Annotated in this window: 24 protein-coding genes; 14 read left to right on the top strand and 10 right to left on the bottom strand. The window is 58.2% G+C overall.

The genetic code is table 11. From position 1 onward, the window contains the following. The first annotated feature begins 40 nt into the window (after window positions 1-40). From ABJO61_RS03670 to ABJO61_RS03645, 6 genes are all read left to right on the top strand, one after another. A complete protein-coding gene (locus ABJO61_RS03670) occupies window positions 41-3,172 on the top strand; it encodes an efflux RND transporter permease subunit (protein WP_348322765.1) in 3,132 nt (1,043 codons plus the stop codon). Continuing rightward, window positions 3,169-4,605 carry an efflux transporter outer membrane subunit gene (locus ABJO61_RS03665; RefSeq protein ID WP_348322764.1) on the top strand — a complete coding sequence of 479 codons (1,437 nt, stop codon included), beginning with the start codon at window positions 3,169-3,171 and terminating at the stop codon, window positions 4,603-4,605. Before ABJO61_RS03670 ends, ABJO61_RS03665 begins: the two co-directional genes overlap by 4 nt. Before the next feature lie 44 nt (window positions 4,606-4,649). After that, on the top strand, window positions 4,650-5,333 hold the full coding sequence (locus tag ABJO61_RS03660; protein ID WP_348322763.1) for a TetR/AcrR family transcriptional regulator: 684 nt from the start codon (window positions 4,650-4,652) through the stop codon (window positions 5,331-5,333). Further along, window positions 5,299-5,469: a hypothetical protein gene (locus ABJO61_RS03655; protein WP_348322762.1), complete on the top strand. Its 171-nt coding sequence runs from the start codon at window positions 5,299-5,301 to the stop codon at window positions 5,467-5,469. The genes ABJO61_RS03660 and ABJO61_RS03655 overlap by 35 nt, the downstream gene beginning before the upstream one ends. A 146-nt stretch (window positions 5,470-5,615) precedes the next feature. Beyond that, window positions 5,616-5,720: an N-6 DNA methylase gene (locus ABJO61_RS03650; protein WP_348322761.1), complete on the top strand. Its 105-nt coding sequence runs from the start codon at window positions 5,616-5,618 to the stop codon at window positions 5,718-5,720. A gap of 121 nt (window positions 5,721-5,841) precedes the next feature. Further along, on the top strand, window positions 5,842-6,075 hold the full coding sequence (locus ABJO61_RS03645; RefSeq protein ID WP_348322828.1) for a type I restriction enzyme endonuclease domain-containing protein: 234 nt from the start codon (window positions 5,842-5,844) through the stop codon (window positions 6,073-6,075). Window positions 6,076-6,258: 183 nt separating this feature from the next. Here the strand turns inward: ABJO61_RS03645 and trpS are convergent, their stop codons facing one another. Beyond that, window positions 6,259-7,260 (bottom strand): tryptophan--tRNA ligase, encoded by a 1,002-nt coding sequence (gene trpS, locus ABJO61_RS03640; protein WP_348322760.1) that lies wholly within the window; start codon window positions 7,258-7,260, stop codon window positions 6,259-6,261. A 35-nt stretch (window positions 7,261-7,295) separates the two neighbouring features. Between trpS and ABJO61_RS03635 the strand changes: the two genes are divergently transcribed. The 3 genes from ABJO61_RS03635 (at window position 7,296) to ABJO61_RS03625 (ending at window position 10,674) form a co-directional block, all read left to right on the top strand. Further along, window positions 7,296-7,625: a hypothetical protein gene (locus ABJO61_RS03635; RefSeq protein WP_348322759.1), complete on the top strand. Its 330-nt coding sequence runs from the start codon at window positions 7,296-7,298 to the stop codon at window positions 7,623-7,625. Between the two features lie 425 nt (window positions 7,626-8,050). After that, window positions 8,051-9,919 carry a hypothetical protein gene (locus ABJO61_RS03630; protein WP_348322758.1) on the top strand — a complete coding sequence of 623 codons (1,869 nt, stop codon included), beginning with the start codon at window positions 8,051-8,053 and terminating at the stop codon, window positions 9,917-9,919. 410 nt (window positions 9,920-10,329) lie between these two features. Next, on the top strand, window positions 10,330-10,674 hold the full coding sequence (locus tag ABJO61_RS03625) for a DUF6634 family protein (RefSeq protein WP_348322757.1): 345 nt from the start codon (window positions 10,330-10,332) through the stop codon (window positions 10,672-10,674). A 245-nt stretch (window positions 10,675-10,919) separates the two neighbouring features. On the opposite strand, the gene ABJO61_RS03620 is transcribed toward ABJO61_RS03625, so the two are convergent. Together ABJO61_RS03620 and ABJO61_RS03615 are read right to left on the bottom strand one after the other, a co-directional pair. Next, window positions 10,920-11,591: an RES family NAD+ phosphorylase gene (locus ABJO61_RS03620; protein WP_348322756.1), complete on the bottom strand. Its 672-nt coding sequence runs from the start codon at window positions 11,589-11,591 to the stop codon at window positions 10,920-10,922. Beyond that, window positions 11,588-12,112 (bottom strand): MbcA/ParS/Xre antitoxin family protein, encoded by a 525-nt coding sequence (locus ABJO61_RS03615; RefSeq protein ID WP_348322755.1) that lies wholly within the window; start codon window positions 12,110-12,112, stop codon window positions 11,588-11,590. The genes ABJO61_RS03620 and ABJO61_RS03615 overlap by 4 nt, the downstream gene beginning before the upstream one ends. Window positions 12,113-12,275: 163 nt before the next feature. Between ABJO61_RS03615 and ABJO61_RS03610 the strand changes: the two genes are divergently transcribed. Together ABJO61_RS03610 and ABJO61_RS03605 are read left to right on the top strand one after the other, a co-directional pair. Further along, window positions 12,276-12,632 carry a ParD-like family protein gene (locus ABJO61_RS03610; protein ID WP_348322754.1) on the top strand — a complete coding sequence of 119 codons (357 nt, stop codon included), beginning with the start codon at window positions 12,276-12,278 and terminating at the stop codon, window positions 12,630-12,632. 8 nt (window positions 12,633-12,640) lie between these two features. After that, entirely contained in the window at window positions 12,641-13,216 is a 576-nt protein-coding gene (locus tag ABJO61_RS03605) for a zeta toxin family protein (RefSeq protein ID WP_348330646.1), read from the top strand. A gap of 153 nt (window positions 13,217-13,369) precedes the next feature. Here ABJO61_RS03605 and ABJO61_RS03600 read toward each other — a convergent pair whose 3' ends face one another. From ABJO61_RS03600 to ABJO61_RS03580, 5 genes are all read right to left on the bottom strand, one after another. Continuing rightward, entirely contained in the window at window positions 13,370-14,401 is a 1,032-nt protein-coding gene (locus ABJO61_RS03600) for a TniQ family protein (protein WP_348322752.1), read from the bottom strand. Window positions 14,402-14,405: 4 nt separating this feature from the next. Then, window positions 14,406-15,377 (bottom strand): TniB family NTP-binding protein, encoded by a 972-nt coding sequence (locus tag ABJO61_RS03595; protein WP_348322751.1) that lies wholly within the window; start codon window positions 15,375-15,377, stop codon window positions 14,406-14,408. Continuing rightward, window positions 15,364-17,661 carry a Mu transposase C-terminal domain-containing protein gene (locus ABJO61_RS03590; protein ID WP_348322750.1) on the bottom strand — a complete coding sequence of 766 codons (2,298 nt, stop codon included), beginning with the start codon at window positions 17,659-17,661 and terminating at the stop codon, window positions 15,364-15,366. The genes ABJO61_RS03595 and ABJO61_RS03590 overlap by 14 nt, the downstream gene beginning before the upstream one ends. An 8-nt stretch (window positions 17,662-17,669) precedes the next feature. Then, window positions 17,670-18,350: a TnsA endonuclease N-terminal domain-containing protein gene (locus tag ABJO61_RS03585; protein WP_348322749.1), complete on the bottom strand. Its 681-nt coding sequence runs from the start codon at window positions 18,348-18,350 to the stop codon at window positions 17,670-17,672. A gap of 595 nt (window positions 18,351-18,945) precedes the next feature. Continuing rightward, window positions 18,946-20,274 (bottom strand): HipA domain-containing protein, encoded by a 1,329-nt coding sequence (locus ABJO61_RS03580; protein WP_348322748.1) that lies wholly within the window; start codon window positions 20,272-20,274, stop codon window positions 18,946-18,948. Between the two features lie 737 nt (window positions 20,275-21,011). On the opposite strand from ABJO61_RS03580, the gene ABJO61_RS03575 reads away from it, so the two are divergent. Together ABJO61_RS03575 and ABJO61_RS03570 are read left to right on the top strand one after the other, a co-directional pair. Next, window positions 21,012-21,692 (top strand): thermonuclease family protein, encoded by a 681-nt coding sequence (locus tag ABJO61_RS03575; RefSeq protein ID WP_348322747.1) that lies wholly within the window; start codon window positions 21,012-21,014, stop codon window positions 21,690-21,692. 157 nt (window positions 21,693-21,849) lie between these two features. Beyond that, window positions 21,850-22,380, top strand: a complete 531-nt coding sequence (locus ABJO61_RS03570) for a transposase (protein WP_348322746.1) — start codon at window positions 21,850-21,852, stop codon at window positions 22,378-22,380. 330 nt (window positions 22,381-22,710) lie between these two features. On the opposite strand, the gene ABJO61_RS03565 is transcribed toward ABJO61_RS03570, so the two are convergent. After that, the gene (locus tag ABJO61_RS03565) at window positions 22,711-22,899 is read right to left on the bottom strand and encodes a hypothetical protein (protein WP_348322745.1); all 189 of its coding nucleotides are present in this window, start codon (window positions 22,897-22,899) and stop codon (window positions 22,711-22,713) included. Continuing rightward, entirely contained in the window at window positions 22,896-23,180 is a 285-nt protein-coding gene (locus ABJO61_RS03560) for a hypothetical protein (protein ID WP_348322744.1), read from the bottom strand. Before ABJO61_RS03560 ends, ABJO61_RS03565 begins: the two co-directional genes overlap by 4 nt. Window positions 23,181-23,404: 224 nt before the next feature. Between ABJO61_RS03560 and ABJO61_RS03555 the strand changes: the two genes are divergently transcribed. Further along, window positions 23,405-23,623, top strand: a complete 219-nt coding sequence (locus ABJO61_RS03555) for a hypothetical protein (RefSeq protein ID WP_348322743.1) — start codon at window positions 23,405-23,407, stop codon at window positions 23,621-23,623. Window position 23,624: the final 1 nt, after the last annotated feature.

Raw genomic sequence — 23,624 nt, 5'->3', positions numbered from 1 at the left:
GGCAAATGCGATTCCAGGTTCAACGAGGCACAAGTTCATCATGGCGAGTTATTTTATCGACCGTCCCGTTTTCGCCTGGGTCATTGCCATTGTCATCATGCTTGCCGGCGTGCTCTCGATCCTTCAGTTGCCGGTCGAACAATACCCGCCGATTGCGCCGCCTTCCGTGACCGTGACGGGGATTTACCCCGGCGCTTCGGCGAGAACGGTTGAAAATACCGTTACCCAGGTGATCGAACAGCGGATGAGCGGTCTCGATCACCTGCGCTACATGGCGTCCACCAGCGATTCATCGGGAACAGGTACCGTCACGCTGACATTCGAGCCGGAAGCTGATCCAGACATCGCCCAGGTGCAGGTGCAGAACAAGCTGCAATCGGCTCTGCCTCTCCTGCCGCAGGAAGTGCAGCAGCAGGGTGTGACGGTCGCGAAATCCGCGAGAAACTTCCTCATGGTTGTCGCATTCATTTCGACCGACGGTCAGATGAATGAAACCAAAATTGCCGACTATGTGGCTTCACATGTGCAGGATCCGCTCAGCCGCGTGAACGGCGTGGGCGAAGTGCAGCTCTTCGGTCCCCAGCATGCCATGCGCATCTGGATCGATCCGCAGAAGCTGCAGAGCTTCCGGTTGTCGATCGCCGACATCACCACGGCGATCCGGGCGCAGAATGCGGAAATATCGGCCGGCCAGCTCGGCGCGCGCCCGGCGCTGCCGGGCCAGCAGCTCAATGCGACCATCATTGCACAGACGCGCCTTGAAACGCCGGAGCAGTTCGAGAATATCCTGATCAGGGTAAGCGAAGACGGTTCGCAAGTTCGCCTCAAGGATGTTGCGCGCGTCGAACTGGGCGCTGAAAACTATCAGACGATCGGCCGCTACAATGGCTCCCCTTCATCAGGCATCGCGATCCGGCTGGCGGCCGGTGCCAATGCGCTTGATACAGCCGACGCCGTGCGGGCGCGCCTCGCCGAGCTTGAGCCATTCTTTCCGCAGGGCCTGAAAGCGGTCGTCCCCTATGACACAACGCCCTTCGTCCGTCTCTCGATCAACGAGGTGATCAAGACGCTCGTGGAAGCGGTCATACTCGTCATTCTTGTGATGTTTCTCTTTCTGCAGAACCTCCGGGCGACGTTCATTCCGGCTGTCGCCGTGCCGGTCGTGCTGCTCGGCACCTTCGGCGTGATGGCGGCGTTCGGCTTCACCATCAACACGCTGACCATGTTCGGCCTGGTGCTTGCCATCGGCCTGCTAGTGGACGATGCAATTGTCGTCGTTGAAAATGTCGAGCGCGTGATGAACGAGGAGGGGCTTCCGCCCCGCGAGGCGACGCGAAAATCCATGAAGCAGATCACCGGTGCGCTGGTCGGCATCGGCCTGGTGCTGAGTGCGGTTCTTATCCCCATGGCCTTCTTCTCCGGCTCTACCGGCGCAATCTATCGGCAATTCTCTCTCACGATCGTCTCCGCGATGGTTCTCTCGGTTATCGTCGCTCTGGTTCTGACGCCTGCGCTTTGCGCCACCATTCTCAAGCCGACGAAAAATCATGGTGAACCCCGGCGCGGTTTCTTCGGCTGGTTCAACCGGATGTTCGACCGGAGCACGAAGTCCTATGAAAACGGCGTCCACCGCTTTCTCGTCGGGCCGATGCGCTATCTGGTGATCTATGGCGTCATCCTCCTCGTCCTCGGCTTCCTCTTCCTGCGCCTGCCGTCATCCTTCCTGCCCGACGAAGACCAGGGCTTCATGCTGGCTTTGGTCACGACGCCCGCAGGGGCGACCGCGGAGCGGACAAGGGAGTCGATGAAGCTCGTCGAGAATTATTTCCTCGAAGAGGAAAAGGATTCGATTCAGGGCATGTTCTCGGTTGTCGGATTCAACTTTGCCGGCGCCGGTCAGAACTCGGCTCTGGCCTTCATCAACCTGCGGCCCTTCGAGGATCGCGGCACAGCTGAAACAAGTGCGTTCGCCGTGGCGGAGCGTTCCATGCGGTTCTTCGCCGGCATGAAGGACGCCATGGCCTTTGCGGTTATCCCACCGGCAATCTCGGAATTGGGCGTTGCGTCCGGTTTCGACATGCAGCTGGTCGACCGCGCCGGTATCGGTCACGACAAGCTCATGCAGGCGCGCGACCAGTTGCTGGGTCTCGCCGCTCAGAACCCGAGCCTTGTCGGCGTGCGGCCGAACGGTCTGGACGACACGCCGGAATTTCGTGTCGATGTCGACCAGGAAAAGGCGGCCGCTCTCGGCCTGTCGCTGGAAGAGATCAACAGCACGCTGTCGGCGGCCTGGGGGTCGAGCTATGTGAACGACTTCATCGACGAGGGGCGCGTGAAGCGCGTCTATATTCAGGCCGATGCACCGTTCCGCATGCTGCCGGGCGACGTCTTCAAGCTTTATGTCCGGAACGCGAATGGCGAGATGGTGCCGTTCTCAGCCTTTTCCACCACGCACTGGACCTATGGTTCGCCCCGTCTCGAACGCTTCAACGGCGTGTCGTCGCGGCAGATTCAAGGGTCGGCCGCGCCGGGCGTGAGTTCGGGCGACGCCATGGCCGCGATGGAAGAACTGATGACGCAATTGCCGGCGGGCGTCGGCTATGAATGGACAGGTTTGTCCTACGAGGAGCGTCAGGCGGGCGCGCAGGCTCCGGCGCTCTACGCGCTTTCCATTCTCTTTGTCTTCCTCTGCCTTGCGGCCTTGTACGAGAGTTGGTCGATCCCGATCTCGGTCATGCTGGTGGTGCCGCTTGGCGTTCTCGGCGCCGTCCTTGCTGCGACAATGACCGGGCTGTCCAACGACGTTTATTTCCAGGTGGGATTGCTCGTCACGATCGGATTGGCGGCCAAGAACGCCATTCTCATCGTCGAGTTCGCAAAGGATCTTTACCAGAGCGGCGAGAGCCTGATCGAAGCGACGATGCATGCGGCCCGACTACGCCTGCGGCCGATCATCATGACGTCACTCGCCTTCACGCTGGGTGTTCTGCCCCTCGCCATTGCGTCCGGTCCGGGGTCGGGCAGCCAGAACGCCATCGGTATCGGCGTCATGGGCGGCATGATCTCCGCAACAGTTCTGGCCATCTTCTTCGTGCCGCTCTTCTTCGTCGTCGTGCAGCGCTTTTTCCCAAAGCGCGAACCGGCGGCGCCCGCACCGGAAATTGAACGATGAACAAGTCTCTCCTGATATCGGCTGTTTCGGCGCTGTTGCTCGGTGCCTGTACCCTCGCGCCGGATTACGAACGTCCATCCGCGCCGGTCTCCTCCACATGGCCGGAAGGGCAGGCGTATGATGCGGACGGGACCGCCGGAAAGCCAGGCGAGCCCGTGCTCGCCGATCTCGGCTGGCGGGATTTTTTCCTCTCTGAGGCGATGCGCTCGCTGATCGAACAATCGCTCGCCAATAATCGCGACCTTCGCGAGGCGATGCTGAATGTCGAGCAGGCGCGTGCGCTCTATCGCGTCCAGCGCGCCGATCTGTTGCCGGGCATTCGGGCAGAGGGTTCGATGGCGCGCGAGCGTATCCCGGGCGATCTCTCCGCGACGGGGCAAGCGTCCACCGGCACCCGCTTCGATGTGCAGGCGAATGTCGCCGCCTATGAGCTTGACCTCTTCGGCCGCGTCCGCAGCCTCAATGAACAGGCGCTGCAGGAATATTTCGCGACGGAAGAAGCCCGGCAGGCTGCACAGATTGCGCTGATCGCCGAGGTCGCGAACGCCTATCTGACGCTGAAGGCCGACCAGCGGCTTCTCGCACTCACCGAGGAGACGATGCAGACGCAGGAGAAGTCACTCGAGCTGGTTCAGATGACCTTCGACCGGGGCATCTCCTCGAAGCTCGATCTCGCGCAGTCGCAGACAGCCGTTGAGACCGCGCGGGTCAACCGCTATGCCTTCATCCGGCAGGTGGCTCAAGACCGCAATGCTCTGACGCTGCTTGTCGGTGCGCCGATTGATGAGGCCGCGCTCGACAAGGCGGATGACATTGACAGGTTCGTCGCCGATCTGCCGGCAGGACTTCCCTCCGATCTCCTGCGCAATCGCCCCGACATACAGCAGGCGGAGCATGTTCTTCAGGGCGCCAATGCCAATATCGGCGCGGCAAGGGCGGCCTTTTTCCCACGCATCACGCTCACGGCGTCGGGTGGAACGGCGAGCGGTTCCTTGTCCGGCCTCTTCGAGCCGGGTTCCGGCGCCTGGAGCTTCGTGCCGCAGGTCAGCCTGCCGATCTTCGAAGGCGGCCGGAATATCGCCAATCTGGAAGTGGCCGAAATCCAGAAGGACATCAACATCGCGCGCTACGAAGGGACGATCCAGACCGCCTTTCGCGAGGTGGCCGACGCCTTGGCGGGACGGGGCACCTATGATGCCCAGGTCGCGGCACAGCAGGCGCTGGTCGATGCGACGGATGAAAGCTATGCGCTCGCCGAACGCCGCTACCGCAGCGGGATTGATAGCTTTCTCACATTGCTCGACGCCCAGAGATCCCTTTACGCAGCGGAACAGGAACTTATTCGCACGCAGCTTGCGCGCGTCAGCAATACCGTCAATCTGTACAAGGTTCTCGGCGGGGGCGGATTCGCGGAGACGGGCGATGGGGAATAGCCGCGGGTGGGGAGCCGCGCCGCTATGACGGGGGAGGACATATCATGACCAAGGTAGCCCGCAGCGGCGCGCCGAACCGGCGGGAGAAACGGCGTCAGGCCATTCTCGATGCGGCGCGCGAGATTTTTCTGGAACAGGGGTATGGCGCGACCAGCCTCAACGACATCGTCAGTGTCTCGGGCGGTTCGCTCGCCACTCTCTATGATCTTTTCGGCGGCAAGGCCGGCCTTTTTCAGGCGATGATCGAGCAGGAGTGCCAGAATTTTTTCGGCGTGCTCGACTCCAGAGATATAGACGAACAGCCGCTCCGTGAAGCGCTGCACATCGTCGCTAGACAGTTCTTCGACGGCGTGATCCAGCAGCCGAAAATGTCACTGCTCCGCGTCGTCGTCGCCGAGGCGCCGCATTTTCCCGAAGTCGGCGCCACCTTCTACAGCGTTGGTCCCGCACGGGGCCGCGAAATGGTCTCGACCTATCTTGAGAAGCAATCGCGTCGCGGCTTGCTTGCGGTCGACGATCCCGATCGCGCGGCCGACGTCTTCATTGCTCTCGTGCTCGGAGAGTACCAGATGAAAGTACTTTGCGGCGAAGACGTGAAACTCACGCCGAAAGAAGTGGATCGATATCTCGACTACACGCTCGACGCCTTCCTGAAGATTTATGGTCCTGAACATTGGGCGGCAGGTGGTGATCATGCCGCAGAGTGTGGAGGCAAGCTTCGACCTTGACGGCTTGGCGATCCCGCCGGTGACCACCACCTATCAGTATGACGGCTTCGGCAATCCGACCGAGATCGTGATCTCCATGCCGGATGGCGCAACGAAGACGACGGTCAATACCTACACCAACGACATCGTGAACTAGCATCTCGGTCGCCTGACCGATGCCGCTGTGATGAGCACCATGCCGTGAGACTTCGAGGCGGACCATGCGGTTCGTCGGTGACTTGAGTTCATTCCATTAGCCCCAAAAGGGCCGCGTCTACGATCCCTGCTGCGGGCTCGGGCGGAATGTTCGTCCAGTCTGAGAAATTCGCCGCGGAGCATGAAGGCAGGATAGGGGACATCGCTGTCTATGGGCAGGAGTCGAACTACGCCACCCGGCGGCTTTGCTAGATGAACGCCGCCGGACAGCGCGCGGCGCGGAGGAGGGGCTCACCTAGGACGAGATTGCGTTCTATGACGCTCTTGCAGAGAACGAAAGCGCTGTCGAAGCTATGGAAATGAAGTTCTCAAGCTGATTGCTCACGAGCTGCTGGAGAGCCTGCAGGGCAATGTGACTGTCGACTGGTCCCGCCGTGAAAGCGCACGGGCCCGCATGCGGGTTCTGGTGAAGCGCATACTTCGCAGCACGGCTATCCGCCGGACATGCAGGATGCTGCCGTGCAGGCCGTCCTGCGTCAGGCCGAGGCGCTGTCCGCGAGTTGGGTGGTGTAGGATCGCACAGGAAACGAATCCGGCGAGCGGCTAACAGATTGATTTTATTGAAGGGCGAGGCGCGTAGGAAAAGAATCAATTCGCAGGGAAAATGAATCACCCAACGCTCGGCTGCGTAGAAACCGAGTCTCCCACTAGTGCCAGGAACTAATACCTATAAAAGTATAGCAAAAAATCGCGCTCCCTGCCAGTGCGGGATCAGTAGTGCTGGGGTGTACTACAGCACAAACAGACCGAGGCCCTCGACCACTTCGTGCTTGGTGGTCTCGGTATGGCTCCGCGCCCTTTCGGTCCCGCTGCGTATCACGTCGAGCACGTACGGCAGGTCTTTGGCGAGTTCGGTGCGCCGCGTTCTGATCGGTCCGATGAGCGCCTGCAGAATTTCGTCAAGACGCCGTTTGATCTTGCCGTCTCCCAATCCACCGCGCCGATACTGAGCCTTCAGCTCCTCGAGAGTGGCGAGGTCCTCGTCGAAGGCGTCGAGGAAGGCAAAGACGACGTTACCCTCCACCTGTCCCGGATCTTCGATCCTCAGATGATTGGGGTCGGTGAACATCGCCTTTACCGCTGCCGAGATGACCTCGGGCGGAGCCGACAATGCGATGGCGTTGCCCGCCGATTTGGACATTTTGGCTTTGCCGTCGATCCCCGGCAGACGACCGGCTTTCGGAATGATTGCCTGTGCTTCCAGCAGGATCGTCTTGCCCGCCGTCGCATTGATGCGGCGCACGATTTCGTTGGTCTGTTCGATCAACGGAGCCTGGTCCTCGCCCACCGGCACCACCGTTGCTTTGAAGGCCGTGATATCCGCTGCTTGCGCCGCTGGATAACAAAGGAAACCTGCCGGGATGTCGCGCCCAAAGCCACGTGCCCTGATCTCGTCCTTGATCGTCGGATTGCGCTCCAGCCGGGAGACAGTCACGAAGTTCAGATAGAGCATCGAGAGCTCGGCCAGGGCAGGAAGACCCGATTGCAGACAGATCGTCGTCCTTTCCGGATCGATCCCTGTTGCAAGGTAGTCCAGAGCGACTTCGATTACGTTGCGACGCACCTTGCCTGGATCATGGGCATTGTCGGTGAGGGCCTGCGTGTCGGCGAGGAGCAGAAACTGTTCATGGCTGTCCTGAAACCGCAGCCGATTGCGCAGCGATCCCGCGAAGTGGCCGATGTGCAAAGGACCGGTTGTGCGGTCGCCGGTGAGGATTACGGGTCTGGTCATGGGAAGTCGTCCTCTCGAGATGAGGGAGACGCCGCATGGAGGGATCATCAAAAAAGGCCGCCCAATACGGCGGCCCTGAAGATGCAAAGAAACGTCCGGCCGCGTTGTCAGCAGGCCAGCCACCAGAAATTGGCGATGTTCGTTTCCGTTTTCATGGGCAACTCCGTATGCCCACCGGGGGTACAAGTCAACGGGAAGTTGCGCAGGCGTCGCTTTGGACGGAAAGCGGTCCCTTCGCTCGTCTTCACCCATCATCAAGCATCGCGGCGCCCATCTGGCATGCCGTGGTGCATGACATCATCGCAAGATCGACTCACAACCTGGAGTGCTTGCGATGGGGCCAGATCAATTGCTTGTCCGGATGATCGAAACTTTCTGCCGTCAGCGTGCGGCAGCTGAACTTTCAGAAGATGAGGTCGAGGACCTCTGCAGGTACTGCCAATGGCTTATTGAAGAGCGTCAGCTTCCACCAAGAACGGGAACGAAGTTCGATTGGCGGTCGATAGCGTTTGCTGCCGGGGTTGATCCCGAAAGGTTCAGGGCAGTGGCTAAAAGCCTTGCGTACGGCTTCGACGCTCTCGCGCGCGAAATCCCGAGGCTGCCGGAGAGGGAATTCCTGCCTCCGCAAATACCCGAAGCGCATTCCACCGCTACAGTCGCAAAGCGAACATCCAAACGGGTTGAGAAGGCGTCTGAGGCAGGTCCGAGGAAACGAGCGCCGCGCCGGCAAGTCAGAACAAGGCAAAGGAAGGATGGACGGAGAAAGCCCGGGCCAACTCCAAGACCTGTCGTGGAGTTTCCCGAAGCTCAACCGGGCGACTGGGAAGATCCGGTGGAATTCCACGCCTCGCTGCAGCTTCACATGCGAAGGCACGGCGACAGCGCCTGGCACCTGCACAAGGCGATCGCGAAGCCCAAGGATGCTTTCGACAGAAGGACCATCCTGGCCTGGGCGCGAGGAGAAAACCTTCCCGCAAATGTCGACAGCCTCGAAATGCTGCGGCGGATCGAGCACCGGTACCGTCTGCCCGCCGGCTATTTTCAGGCAAAGCTGCTGGGCCGGAAACGCTCCGTCTCCGGACACCGGCACCTGCCGGATATCTCGGCGTCGGAACGCCGGCGCATGGCTTGGCATCTGCCTGACGACTTCGACCGCCGCTCCGAGGAGGAGCGCAACGAGATCGTCGATTGGGTAAGGCGGGTGATCATCACGGGGACGACGGACTATCGCCGCTACCAGGCGGCGATGTGCAAGCAGCGCTTCTCCGTCCAGTTCACCGGGCTCGATAATACGAAGGTCCGCCGTCGCCGTCCTGCAAGCGAAAGCACCACCGGGTTTGTAACGCCAGTCGAAGCCCCCGCTCAACTCAGGCAAGAAATGACCGACCTCATGGGCTTCAAGACGGCCACCCTGACGGCGATCGGCTTCCAGAGACAGGGACAATGGGGCGAGGAGACCGCGTCTCAGAAACTGGAGCACCTTGGTCTGATGCTCGGTGCGCTCACGGCCCCGCCCGACAGCGAAGTCAGAGGATACGGCATTCCGCTCGAGAGCCTGACGCTGGGCCTTCTGGTCTTTCCGGCGGTATGGGACTGGTACCTCCGATGGAGAGAACGCCGCCGCGGCTTCTTCACCAACTGGGAGGTCGACATGCTGCGGACGGCCCTGGCGCTCACCCGGAAGGATACAGGCTGGGTCCGGCAGACACCGCGTCTCGCAGAGATGTTGGAGCCCGTCGAGGGGCTCGTGTCGGCAGAGGATATTGCCGAGGCACGGGCGGACTGGAACGCAGCCTGCGACAGGCTGCACAGCTTTGCCACGGCACGCGCGAAGGAGATCGAGCGTGTGTCACGCGTCCACCGCGATCCGTTCGAGCCTATCCTTCCGATCCTGGAGGCGGACAGCCCCCTCGCCGAGTACCGGAAGATCACCGAAGAGATTCTCCGCAACATGCCTGACGAGCGGCGGTATCCCGTTGCGGCATCCGAGGCCGTGCGTTCGTTCCTGATGTTGCGGATCGGGCTGCACTCCGGTCTCCGTCAGAAGAACCTGCGCCAGCTTCTCATCTGCGGCCGCGATGAGGTGCCCTTGTCGGAACGGCGCCTGACAGAACTAAAGCGGGGTCAGCTCCGTTGGAACAACCGCTCTTCGGTCTGGGAGCTCTTCATTCCGTCCGCCGCCTTCAAGAACGCGAACTCCTCCTACTTCGGGAGCAAACCGTTCCAGCTCGTGCTTCCGGACCTCGGCGGCCTTTATGAGGCGATAGATGCCTATGTCCGCCGACACCGGCCGCGGCTTCTCCGCCAGGCATCCGATCCGGCAACCTTCTTCGTGAAGACCGTCAAGATTACGTCGGCCAATGCGGCCTACAATCAGACAACCTTCTACGAAGCCTGGCGGCTCACGATCCAGCGATATGGCATCTACAACCCCTACACCGGACGAGGTGCCATTGAAGGCCTGCTGCCGCATGGTCCGCACAACGTCCGGGACGTGCTCGCAACTCATATCCTGAAGAAGACCGGCTCCTACGAACAGGCGAGCTACGCCATCCAGGACACACCCGACATGGTGGCGAAGCACTACGGCCGGTTCCTGCCGCAGGACAAGGCGGCGCTGGCGGCGCAGGTCCTCAACAAGGTATGGGAGGCTTCGTAGAGATGCGGGACAACAGTGACCTTTTCGGCCCGCCAGAACCTCTAACTCATTGATATTGCAGCGTTTGCCCCAAAATCACCGGAAAACCGGCATTTTTGGGCAAATCCTTTATTTTCAACAGGTTAGCCAAAACGAGCGGGAGCGCGGGCTGAAAGTTCCACAATGATCCGTCTGCGTCACGCCGATCCGTCTACGTCACGCCAGCAAATAGCAGCGCCGACGTCGAGATGTCGTTGTTGCGGCCGGCTGACACTTCCGCAAGAAAGCAGCAATCTGCGCTTCGCTGAAGCCGCGGAAACGCTGGCTTTGTGAAGCTGAAGGATTTCGACTCGGGATATCGCCCGCACCTTCGTTCTTGTTATGTTCTCGTCGTCGCCATAGCCTCCTCTTCACCGCACAGGAGGACTGGCATGCTTATCGTGGTTGCGCGTGAAGGCGTTCTGCAAACTCGCTATCTGAACGAAGAGATCGAGCGGCTGACGGCGCTCTGCCTTGACCTCGAGAGGCTACGGGCCGGCGTGCTGCCGTCTGTCGAGAGCCTTGAGGATGCACCTTTTCTCGACAACTATGAACTCGCCATGCGGGGCGTACCCGCTCTGAAGGGAAGGGTCGTAGCGCATCCGATTATCGGCACAACGACCGCGCTCACATCGGAGGTGTTTGTGATGGCTCCCGGCCTCGGCTGGGCCCGTACAACCTCCCGCTTCTACAGGCTCGGTTCACCCTGCGATGCGATCGCCCGGAGGTTCTCCTGACATGGGAGCCCTTGCCACACAAAAATATTCTTGTGTGGCAAGAACTGTCGCAGCGCTGCTGAAGGTTGTAGGGCTGGATAAAGACGCGATCTATTGGCTTGTTTCAGAGCGTAGTAGCCGTGTGATCACTAACTGGTCCCTGCGGGGTCTATTATCCCGATTTGATGTCCTCGGCGCACCATTGGGTCTTTGCTTGGGGCAGCCTTCGTGCCCAAGGCAACCGAATGCTTCGGGCTTTATGCAGGTCAGGCCTTCAATTTGCGGATTTTGATATCTCGTCCAGTCGAGGACACGGTGATTTCAAAATGATCCGTCTGCGCAATACCGGCAATGTTGCGCGGCCGATGCGTGACCACATTGACGCCTGTGCGCCGCCGCAGGCTGTCGTAGAGAATGCCTGCGCCGCCCGACGCGCGAACCGCCTCGCCAAATTTTTGCGCTTCGGCGTAGCTATCGCTCGCATAGAGATCAGGGCGGACTGACTGTTGTCCCCTGATGTCGAGATACTCGCCTTGAAGCGTCGCCGTGTAGGCGCGGTAAACGCGGGACATTCCCGGTACGCCGCGGGCCACCGCTTCACGGCGCAAATGATGCCCGACTTCCGCAGCCGCGGTGCGGATATCGCCGGCGGCATACCATGCGCCGAGATCCGGGCCGTTGAAGCGCATTCCGAGGGGTGCGGCATGAAGAAAGGCGGCCATGACCACACTCGCATTCGGCAGGCCATATACCCATTCGTCCCTGGGCAAGCGATCGATGCGTTCGGCGACAAGCCGATCATTGGTCCAGCCGGCAAGTTCCATCACGGCTTCGAGGTCGGCCGCGGTGGCAACCGTGTCGAACAGTCCGACGGGCGGAAATCTCGAAGGGATCAGCCGATGCGAGGGCTGCGGCGCGGCAGCATAGGCATCCTTCACTGGAAAACGAGCTCGTCGTCGGTATAGGGCGCGTACGCTTCGTCGATGCTGCCCGGCGGCATATAGAGTCCGCCGCGGGCGCCGTCGAGAAAACGGCGCACGCTCAGCAATCCGTCCTGGGAGCCGCTTGTGAGGAGATCGAGCGGCGGTCTGCCGCCGAACGGAAGGGCGCCGTGCGGTGTCGTCAGCCACTCGACGCCGGAGCGCTCATCGGGAAAAAGAATGCCGAGCGCCTGGTGGATGCCCAGAACCGCGGAAATCCGCAAAAGCACGTCCACATCGAGCGTGATGTCCTCATGCTCGCGCACCCGTTTGCACCAGTTGTGATAGGTGGACCGGGCCGGAAAGCCCAGGACCAGGAGGCGCTGTTCTTCGGTCAGACCCCAGAGGTCCGCGATCGTGACAAAGGTCCGCAAGGCAGGCGCGCTGAGGCGGCGGCGGTTGGCCGGTGCGAACCGGGACGCGTCGAGCCGCCGAAGGCCATCTGCTTCACTAACGGGCCGCTTCTTCTGACCAGCCATCTTCGCCTCCAATCCAAATATAGATATAATCCATATATGGACAAACTACAACAATGCTGAACGGCACATCGGGTTCGGGTTTGCGCCCGCCTCCGTTTCGAGCCTGTGTCCGCAGACTTGAAAATGAGGTGGCAAAATGCTACCTTTGGTGCGGAGGTTCCACATGGCCCAATCCATCAAGCTTGCCGATGACATCATGAAGATCGTGCGGCACGAATCCGAGATGCAGAGCCGATCGGTCTCGGGACAGGTTGCACATTGGGTGCGTATCGGTCGCGCGATCGAGAAGTCGGGTAATTTCGATTACGCCCGGATAACGGCGGCCCTTTCGGGGGAAATCGGGACTGTGGAGCTCACCGGCGAGGAAAAGGACGTCTGGCTCGACAGCTTCGTCGAGAAAATGGGACAGCCCGGATCCGATGAAGAAGCCTGGTTTGCCCGGCGACGGCAGCTTGGCCTCGGTGTCGGTCTGGATACCGATGGCAACTTCGTACGAGAGAAGACCGCAGGCGAGACTTGAAACCGACAATGATTGTCCTTGCCGGGCCGAACGGTGCCGGCAAGTCTACGCTCTATGCCACACGCGTCGCTCCCGGCTTCGCGGGTCCGTTCATCAACGCCGACATCATCCAGCGCAACGAACTGCGCGATCCTTCGCCAGATGCGTCCTATGAAGCGGCGCGCATCGCCTCCTCGCGTCGTGCGGCGTTTGTCATCCAGCGGCGGGATTTCGTCACCGAAACCGTCTTCTCGCACCCCTCCAAGCTTGAACTGATCGGCGAGGCCCGCGCCAACGGGTTTACCGTCATCGTGATGCATGTTGGGGTCGAGACGCCCGAACTCTCCGTGGCCCGTGTCGAAGCGAGAGTCGAAGAAGGCGGGCATATCGTGCCGGTGGACAAGATCCATGCGCGTTATAACCGCAGCGCGCCCCTCATCCGTGAAGCTGTTCTCCAGGCCGACCGCGGGATGGTATTTGACAATTCGCGCCTCAACCTGCCGCCGCGCCACTGCCTGACATTTGCGAACGGACGGTTGGTGTTCGCCTTGCCACGCTTGCCGACGTGGGTCAGATCAACTTACGACTCAGACCTCATCGTCTAGGATGCTTGTTGCCGGGACTTGCAGTCGAAGCGGCGCCTATCATAATAATCAGTTGTAGTCGCGGGGTCGGGCAGACAAGGAGCTTTGTAGTTGCGTAAGGGAACCCATTTTTCGCGGCATTCTGGAGACAAAGAGGAAAGTGCCGCGGCCCTCCTAACTCGCCATAGCTGAAGGTTCGAGCGAGCCTGCCCAGACTTCCATTGCTATGGAAAGCAGGATGGATTTGGTCTCTGGATATTCCGCACGCTCCGCAATGGGAAAGATGCGGCCAAGCGCAAGGTGCTGCCGGAAGGAGCCTGAAACTCCTTCGTTTAGGGCTTGCTCGATTAGCGGAAGAATCTGGCCAGGCCATTCAGCCAAGTGCTGATATCCCAAAAGCATCAGTCCGATCCTGCGATCCGCCGTCAGATCTTTCAGAACCGCTTTCGCTTCGGCAGAACATCGGCTGGCTAAATGACCGACCGTGGCCATCAGGTCGACCAAAGTGGATACACTGAGATCCCGGAGGGGGCGGGGAAGATTTGAACGGCATCGTGCCCGCACCTCGGAGCACGGATCGATCAGACCGTGGAGAAAGGAAGATAAATCCCGAAGCTCCTCCGGAATCGGAATTGCTTTCTCATGTCGAAGATCTTCCTTGCATGTGCAGCTCGTCACGCCTTTCGTACGCCAGTTGGGTTTCTTCTTGCAATAGCCGCACGTAGTTTGAAGCATCTCGCCGGTTTCCCGGTTGGAGAAGATGAAGTCGATGTCCCACGACGCCCGGTGATAGCCGCCTTCAGCTAAGGCGCCGGGTGCAAAACGGCGGCTGGAGAAATAGAAATCCTCACGGTTTACCGGCGTCCCGAAGAACGAATGCATGGTGGATTGTCTAGGTAGGTTCAGGACGCCCGTATTTGTGAAACGTGCGCCAATGCGTGAGGTCCTTGGTGCCTGCTGTGGTGCTTCGCCTGAGAGCGGCAGGTACATCTTTAGCTGGATTTCGTCGAGAGTTAAGCCCAGCAGGGGCGCGAGCTTTTCAGCCAAGCTTCGGTCAAAGAGTAGCGGAACGATGCCTCCGGTTTTCGTTCCGACAAGCTCGGCCATATTGTCCGGCTTCAGGCAGTTCTCCTCCGCGGTACGGACGATATGGCTGAGCAGGCTCTCATCCGCGATGGGGTCCAGTAGCGATCGCAGCTTGTACATGATGTCACCTGTACTCGACCTGGCGCGCGGGGACGGTAACCTGCCGGAATGGGTTACCCTGCTTTCCTTTGTGCTGCAGCCAGGCTCTGTCGACGGCCAAAGCCAGACATTCGTTGGAAATACATGGAAGATCCGCCCGTGTGGCAATTTCCGCAGCAGCGGAAACGAGACGCTGCGTTTCTCCGATGAGACCACCGGAGACCATGTGAATGCGCCTCGCGCAGTCGGGCTCTGAGAGGCTCGAAGTCTTCTCAAATTTCAGGCAAGCTTCTGCCTCAACAAGATAGCCAAGAAACTGCTCCTGATCAGACGGGTCATCCCAATCGAAGGGAGTGATTGAAGGAATGGAGTAAACGCGGCTTCTGAGCTGGCTGTCCGCTTCGAGGATCTTCAGTATTTCCGGTGTGCCGGAGAGCACGATCGGGCAAACTGCGGCGTTCAGAAGAGACTTCACAAGATCGCTCGCCTCCAGGATCACCCGTTTGCTTCGATGGTCGATTAGATGTTGAAACTCATCTATGATGAGCAACCGTGTACCCGCCTTTTGAAGCATCTCGACCAAACGCTCGCGGCGCTCACCAAGCGTGAGACGAATGGGCAGTGGTTCCGGCTGCATAGCGCGTTGAATCCGATCGATCAAAGCCCTCCGCGAAGCGGGCGAAGGCGCCTCGACCATCACGACTTCATCCTGAAGACGCGTGCCACTCTTTGTGGGATCCCTGCCATCGGTTATTGGGACCCTCCGGGTGGGATGTTCTCCAAGATAGAATTTCAGGATGTGAGATTTCCCCGCACCAGATTGGCCATATAGGACGATGCATTCGGCTCTCGGGCCCGGAACCCCCATGCGATGGAGATTGCGGATTTCAGTGTATGCGTGCTCTACCCGGGGAAACATGAGGAATGCGTTCTTCAGGGCGGCCGCGCGTTCACGGGATTTGTGCTCAATGGATTCTGCGTGCTCAATTGGTGTCATCTTCGCTGTCCGTGTCGGATGATGCGTTACGAGGATGAGCATCAAGCCGCGTCATCGGGATACCGGAGAGTCCAGTCGTTACACGCGGCGAATAGCTCTGCTTGAGCGGAGATATGGGTTCGATCTTTGGGGAGTGAAAAGAATTTTCATCAAATTCATCCTCGACGATCGAGATCTTCTTGGGGTGTGGAATCTCGGAGCGATCCTTGGGTTTTGGTTTCTGTACGCGAACGACGTTCAGTTTCCCCACTGTCCGGGGCAAGGCATCCGGTTCAAGAGATGATGGAAATTCGACAGTATGAGATGGAGAAGGTGCTGCGTTATCCCTGTCACCCATCATCTGGTCGAAAGCATTCAACTGACTTTCGGCTCGATTAACAATCACCTTTCCTGGCGTAAAGTCGTCGAAGCCAGACAGAAGAATTTCGCTCTGCTTTCGTATTGTAAGCTTCTTGTGGCCGCGTGCCTTCTGCGCCTCCCGAATGATGTTATCGCGATAAATTACGAGATCCGCATCTTTCGTAGAAGAAATGCCTTTCTCACGCATCGTCTCCCAAACCGCTAGGTGTACATCAAGAGACAAGCCATCAGCATACATCGGAGTTGTGCAGGGTATCTTGTAGAGTTCGCCTGATGTCGGATGTTGGATGTAGATATATCCCAGTTCCGATCGATCGAAACGCACCGGGAGTTTCACTGAGCCTCCGAAATCTGAACGCAGTCTCGCAACGTCGGAGCTGTTGTATCTCAGATTATTCAGCTCAATTCCGTATTGATGCAGCGTCCGCTCTTTCACATACATCATTAGCACATTCAGATCCCGGGCAGATCTGGGCAATCTCGGCGGATGAAGTTTAGCACCCTCCCGCCACATCATTTCCGGGGAACAATGCAGTTTTGTGTGTAGGCTGCGGTTGTAGACCTGCAGCACCCACTCAATGAATCTTGCGCGATATTCGTCCAGCGTGATGGCGTGTTTGGGGTCCGTCTTTTTCCGGGGAGAAGCTTTTCTGTTTGGTTGCTTTGCTGCATTGGGCAAGCTTTGGCCGAAGTCTTCTTCCATTGAACCAAAGAAGCGTTCAACGATGCCCTTGTAATTTGGCTTATACCGTGGTGCCCAGGTTATCCCGCCGATTTGAACCGCTTCGGCAGCACGTACGAGATCTGGAGACTTTAATTCGGGCGCATTGTCGGTAACGATCCATTCGCATACACCATGTGCGAACCATACAAGCCTCGTTTGGCCATCCGACGCGAGGAACGGTTCTTTCGGCATGATCGCCATGCGAAGAGCTTGTGCGGTTGAATGCCAGGATGGCGTGGCGAATGAGAGGTAGAAGCCGACAATCGCACGACTGAATCTGTCGACAACCAATGTCAACCACGGCCGGCCGAGCATCAATCCGGTTTTAGCGTCGCAAAGATGAGTATCGCATTTGTGGTGGTCTATCTCATAGACCTCGCCGATGCGTGTAGCTGGCTTCCCAGCATAGGCAGGCCGATACTTCTGATCGGCAGCCTCTTTTCCTTCCCTCGTGTATAATTCTAGATAGCCGTCTATCCAGTGGAGACGTCGATAGAGGGTGGAGCGGTCGGGAACAGGAATATGCGGTCCACTCAAACCGACGTTTCGATTGTACTTGTAGATGTCGGCTAAAACCCTCCCGCAGAACACCTTGCGATTGTAGTTATCAGGAGTCAGATAAACTTCTGAAATCGCGTTATCGATAATTTGATCTACGATAGGTAGAAGCCGAGACTGATGTGGGTTTCCCTTGTATCGATTGAGACTGATCAGGGCGCGCGGATCTCGTCCTCCCATTTCGAATTTGCGGATCTTGCTCTGGAAGACCTGCCATGATCGCGGCCTCTTGTCGCCGGTTTCCCTTCTGATGCGTTCGAGGATTGGGGTGAGACCCTTTTTGGTTTTCTTGGGGCGTGGATGCACCGCGTAGAAAGCTTTCACACAGGCAAGCCAAAACTCTATTTCGGCTGACTCTTTTTTCGTCAACTGATCCAGAGGAATTTCGAGCCGCTTCTGTTCGAGCGGATGTAGATCGCCGTTGCCTTGCAAGACAAGCTTGTTTTCGAGCCACTTTTTAAGAAGGGCTGCGACCTCGATGATAAAGGGTTCACCATCTTCCGGATTCACAAACTCATAGTTGCCGGAAGGGTATCGTTTCTTGAACTGAAGGCGAGTGCCTTCGAGCATAACGATTTCGCCTTGGGGAATATGAAACGCCACATCCGATGGACGATGTGAAGGGTGCAGATTCTTGTTCATCTGGAAAATCAAACGATAGGATGGGGCAGGCGGCAGAGAGTGTTCCCCGAGATCCGCTCCGACATATCCAGGTCAATGAGTTGGTTTGCAGCAAGTGAAAGGACTGCGGAGTTCCCGTGTGAATCGGTCACAAGAGCGGCGCAGTTAGAAAGAGTGTCGGAACTGCAACGTGCCAAATGATCGCGAATGGCAGCTCGATCACGCGATGACACTGCCGTGGAGCGGTACCGCCTCATCTCGCATAGGTTTGAAAAGCGAGGCTCGATTCGAATGACATCATCGAACGAAATGAAGAAGGATAGTCCGATGCTCTCATAGACCTGTCGAATCTGAGAGAGACGTTCTCTTAGGGCTTCCTTACGCTCGTATTCACGTCTGGTCTTTACCTCGACGATGTAGTTACCGCTCACCGTCTCCAGTTCGAAGTCGGGTACGTATGACACGCGTTGGCCCGACCACAGATATGACAATCGATGTGGTTGATGGCGGATGCGGGTGACACGTGGGTCGAGGTCGACGATCGTTACAAAATCGCGCTCTACATTGTGCTCACAATCGACGTATTCACCAGACCGCGTTAGCACCTTTGAGGTTGGGATATCCCGGCGCCCCGTGACGACCGGCCGAGCGCCACCGGGGCCAAACTCATCGATGCGTGCTGCATATCGTGTTTCATGGACGTCAAACATAGGGTTCTCCGCGGTATCCGGTGTAAGTAAAAATCAAGCAGAAATTCAACCACATGAGTCGATGTTGAGTCAAAATTCCAAGATGGTAAGTAAAAAAACGAAAAATAGAAAAACGGAAAAATAGAAAACGGAAAAACACGGTATATCCGGCCCTAATTCTTTATGGTGTGACGACCAGCGAAGCCAAGCGAGTTGGCTGTCGCGGTGATATGAGCCGACTACAGAAGAAAAAAAGGGCAGGGCGCGTTTTCGAAATCTGCCGAAACGATTTCGAAAGATGTGGGGCATGCGCCAGCGCTGCAGGGCGGACTGGGCGTAGCCTCAGGTCGTGAGCGAGCGCCGGTTGTTAACTGAGGGGAGGGAGGGGCCTACCGACAGATACCTGTACCTCGAGACCCTCTTCCAAGTTGCTGGACCGCCACCAACCTTTCGGCAACGGACCCGTAGTTCGATATATGAGCGGGATAGCAGGCTTAGAGGTATCGGAGGCGATGGATGGAACGAGGTTTATCCCGTTGTCCCATCTCTCTATTGCAGGTAGTGGGACTTGATCAGATTTTCCGGGCCAAGCTTGCAGTTCCAAAGTCTGGTTCGCTTAGCTCTGCAAACGAAATGCACCGCCTCGCCTGAGAAACGCGTCGCGCTCGGGTATTTCTACGGATATGGCGAGCGCGTCGGCAACGAGCGCGATCTGATGGGCGATCATGTCGCCGAGGATCTTCATCTGACCGCCCTGGAACGTATCGACATTGCCGGCAATGGCGGTCAGGGTATCCCGAACGCTGTTCAGGACTTCTTCTTCGGCGGATTTGCCGCGGGATCTTATGCCTACCGCCCGCACAAACTCGAAGAATGCGTCTCGCGTAAGTGCCTCCATCTGGCCGGCGGCGCCGACATGCAGGGAGAAGTCGTGATTGGCGCTTCGATCCAGAAGCACGGGCACGACGTCATAAAGCGGCGCGAGCTCGGGCGTGCTTCCACGATAAATGAGAGCGTGGTTCTTGGCATGGTTGTCGGTGTTCCCGACAGCAAGATTCAGAACCGTCATTTGAAGAAAGAGCCGGCGGGCTCTCGCCGGCAGGCGCGTTTGTCCGAGCAGTTTGCCAACAGCGGCAGCATTGAAAATACGTTCGCCTTTTCCGTATCGCTCGTATTTCAGGCCCTTCGGCAGACCCATTGCCTGGCAAAAATCTTCTTGATGAATTCGACTCACGACGCCATTCGTCACGTTACGGTCAAACCGTGTAATGAGAAGGCCGCGCGCATCGTCGATTTCCAGCGGCTCTACTTGAGCAACCTGGTCCGCATAAATCTTCTCCGCAAGCGACATCAGCCAATACTCATAATCGACGAGTACCTCTTCGCCGCGGCGAGGGACCTTCAGAATATGCGTGGTTGGCACGCCGCTTTCACGCGACGGAAGCGCAAAGCTGCCATCGGGGAGCCTGGCAAGCGCAATTTTTCCCTGAACACCCGCCAGCGGCGACGGGTCTTTGGTATCGGGCGGCAAGCGCCGTTCATCGCGCAGCGAGCGCATGATGCCGGCGAGATCCTTTGCGTTCAGAATTTCGTAGTCCCTATCGAGCCTCCCCGGCTTCTTGCCGGGGCCCTCGCCGGCGGGCACGCATGAGATCGCTCCGGGACAGTCCCGTCCGAGATAATAAAGAAGTCCGGCGATATCGGAACGATCGATGTCGTGCTTGGCCATCACCGCTTCGAGTGAGGAATTCTCTTGAAGCAGGTTGTCGAAAAACGCGCGGGCCTCGTTATCTCTGAAAATCTCGCGCTCGAGGGGTAAGGCGAGCGAGAGCGGGCATTTCGCTCCGGAGCCGTAGCGAAATGCGAGCGCGCCTTGTTCGTCGCCGGAGAGGCGTCCGACCGGCTCATCCTCGCCCTCGAAGAAGACATCAATCTCTCGTGTCATGTTCTGGGCTCCAGCCGTACATCGAGACCGAGCTCTACGGCAGCTGCCAACGCCATTTCGATCGAGACCCCGCGCTCACCGTTCTCGAGAGCCGAGATCAAGCGGCGAGATGCGCCGGTGGCTGAGGCGAGCTCAGCCTGAGTAAGCTTCCCGGCCTTGCGACGCCGCCGAATCTCGGCGCCGAATTCCTTAGGCGATGTCACAAAAACTGGAATAGCCATTGCCGTTACCATGAAATGAGACGAATACGGCTCATATAACAGACGCAGGTCGAAAATCAAGGAAAATGAGACGAATACGGCTCAAAACTATCTGCTAGGCCATGAAACCGTTAATTGAGGCGAATATGGCTCAAAATTTGAGCCAAAGCTTGCCGTTAGCCTCAACTTGTCCGTTATCAGCTGGTCAATTCAATTGATTGGCTGGGACAACGGGATAAGCCTTGATGGAACTAAACATTCGTCAGGCCAGTCTCTATGGGAGTGTTGGCCAAACACCGTTGCCGTTGGCTCGCGGCGACTAAATCTGGGTTATTGGGATTGTCGGCGGGGGGAGGGGCAAGAACGTCCGCTTTGCGCCAAGAGCGACTGCCGCCTCATTAGGCGCAACAATGCCTGCCGAAACGTCCGGCGGCGACCTAGGGGGTAAGGCTTGGCAAGAACCGTGACGCACCTCGGTTGAGAAGCAGGCGGTGAACTCATGGTGAGTTGCCGCCTTGCGTGGGGAGAAGAGGGAAAATGAAGCTTTACATCTTAATGCTGTGCATCACTTGTCCGATTGTGGCTACGGCTGATATCACAGTGGCGGAAAATCTGGCTGGAGTGGCCAGCGTCACCGATGGCGACACTCTTGAAGTTCACGGCACACGCATTCGCCTTCATGGTATCGATGCGCCCGAGAGCAGCCAGCGTTGCCGCAGGGAGAACGGTGACGAGTGGCGCTGCGGGCAGACTGCGGCGAACCTGCTTGCCGAGATGATCGGACGTCGAAGTGTCTCGTGTGAGAGTAGCGAGACGGACAGGTATGGTCGGGCCATCGCGGTGTGCTTCGCTGGCGGTGCCAACGTCAATGAGGCGATGGTCGCGAAGGGCTATGCGGTTGCCTACCGTCGCTACTCAACCGATTACGTCCATGCAGAGGACGAGGCAAAACGAGAGAAGCTCGGAATCTGGTCGGGGGCATTTGTGATGCCTTGGGACTATCGGCGCGGAATACGCCTCGACAGTAGTTCTTCTGAAATGAGCATGCCGGGTGAATGCGTCATCAAGGGGAATATCGGGAAGTCTGGGAACTTCACCTACCACATTCCCGGCGACCAGTATTATGAGGCGACCCGCATCGATACATCCAAGGGCGAGCGCTGGTTTTGTTCGGTTTCCGATGCGAAGGCAGCCGGCTGGCACCGTGCGCCGCGCTGAAGCTCGTCGTTTCATCTATCGCACCTATGAACCAAACGCAGGTGACATCGCGATAATCTCTTTCCAATCAATGAATTAGGTTCTTCGTCGGGCTCACTCCGCACAAGCTCCCGCCAAATCAATATCTTGTAGAGGCCCCCATGGTTAGCCTTGGGGCATGACCGGACGGTTCGACCCAATAGGCATCAGGTCGCTGACGGACCTGCAGCGGCACCTCGGCATCACGCAGCGCAGCGCCTGGAAGCTCGGGCATGCCATCCGGCTTCTGATGAACCCGGCCGCCGGCGAAGCGAAACTTTCCGGGATCGTCGAGGCGGACGATATTGCCGATGGCGGCAAGCCGGCCCGCAAGAACCGGGCGAAATACGGCGAGAAAACCGCGAAATTCATCTACAACGCGCCTGGCCGCGGCAGCGGCAAGAAGCAGATTCTGATTGCGGTCGAGCGTGGCGAGCGCGTGCGCACGGCCGAAATGGCGGATGGCAGCGCCTCGACAGTCGGACCATTGATGCGCGAGCTCGTGGAGCCGGAAGGCCGCCTCATGACGGACGGAGACAGGACATTAGATTGCCGCCGGCAAGGACCAGGCGGTGCGCGGCGACGTCCATGTGAACACGGCCGAGGCATTCAACCTCTTTCTTCGCCGCGCCAAGATGGGCGTGTGGCATGTCTGGAGCGACGAGCATAGGCGGCGCTACCTCGCCGAGCTCCAGTTCCACTGGGACTATCGCCCGATTTCCAAAGGCAGGGGCAAGCGGCGCGAACTTGTCACCGTCCCATCCATCGTCCTTATGCGGATTTTGTTCTCGCGGAGTCACGGCCGGGAGCTGCGCCGCACGAAACTGGCAGCGTTGCCGTACCCGCTCAACCTCCCCAAAAAACCGACGCCAGCCCTATAAGCATCGACGATTCTTAACCCGTGAGCGTGGCCACTGAATTTGACTCACAGGCGCGAAGGCACAACAAAAGCCGCCAAACCTACGGCTTGGCGGCCTCACATCAATCACAGCTTGTCGTATTACGCAGCCTTGTTATGCGTCCGATCGCGCGCCTTGTTGCCGAACAAGGCGCCAAAAACTCCGGAAAGCGGCGTAAGGAACAGCGCAACGGCTTCGGAAGCCTGCTTCCGAAGATAGGTTTCATCTACCACAAATCGAGCCCCATTCTTAGGTTCCACCGAGGCGGGCTGTTCTCTGCCGTTGGTCATAGCGACCTCCATCCGTTCCATAGTGCTCTAATTAACTTGGCGACCTCGGCTACCAAAAACAAGCCGAAACTGAAGACGTCAACCCAGAAGATACCCCACTCGACCCAATGCAGACCGCCGAGAAGCCACTCTGGTGCCACATTCCAGGTTTCAATCCATTTAACGAGACCAGCCAGCGCGACCGCGACCAGTGCGATCAAAACGAACAAAATCGCACCAACGATAACCTGAACAGAAAAGTCGCCAACAGGCTTCAGGCCAGGTGGTAACGACAGCGCCATTTCGTCTCCCATAAAGCGGAAAATTTACCCGAGCCACTCCAGCACTTCTTGCCATAATTTTCTTTCAAACGCCACAAGATGTAGATGTTAGTCAAATTATGGCTGGGAATCACCTGAGTTTGGTTCATAGGTGCGTCATCTATTGAATGAAGAGCTTGCCATTTGCCGCTTAGTGCGATGTGAGTTCTTTGGTATAAGTCCCTCTACTTTATGGGGGGTAATCGATGAGCAAGACCGTCGCTCAATTGTTCAAAAGCGACTTTCTGTCTTCGTCGGACGAGTTTCTGTCTCTTCGCGTCGACAATATTGCGGAGAAGATGGAGCTTGAAAAGCGCGGCCGCGACAACGGGCTGGCTGATCAGCCGGGTCAGGACTATGCCGCTCTCGACTCTGTCGAGGGCGAGGTCGTCATGCGCATGCGGGAAGAAGCCGCGCGCGCATAGC

This window comes from Parvibaculum sp. (assembly GCF_039973015.1).
Classification (GTDB): domain Bacteria; phylum Pseudomonadota; class Alphaproteobacteria; order Parvibaculales; family Parvibaculaceae; genus Parvibaculum.
This window is presented reverse-complemented; position numbering and strand designations above follow the sequence as displayed.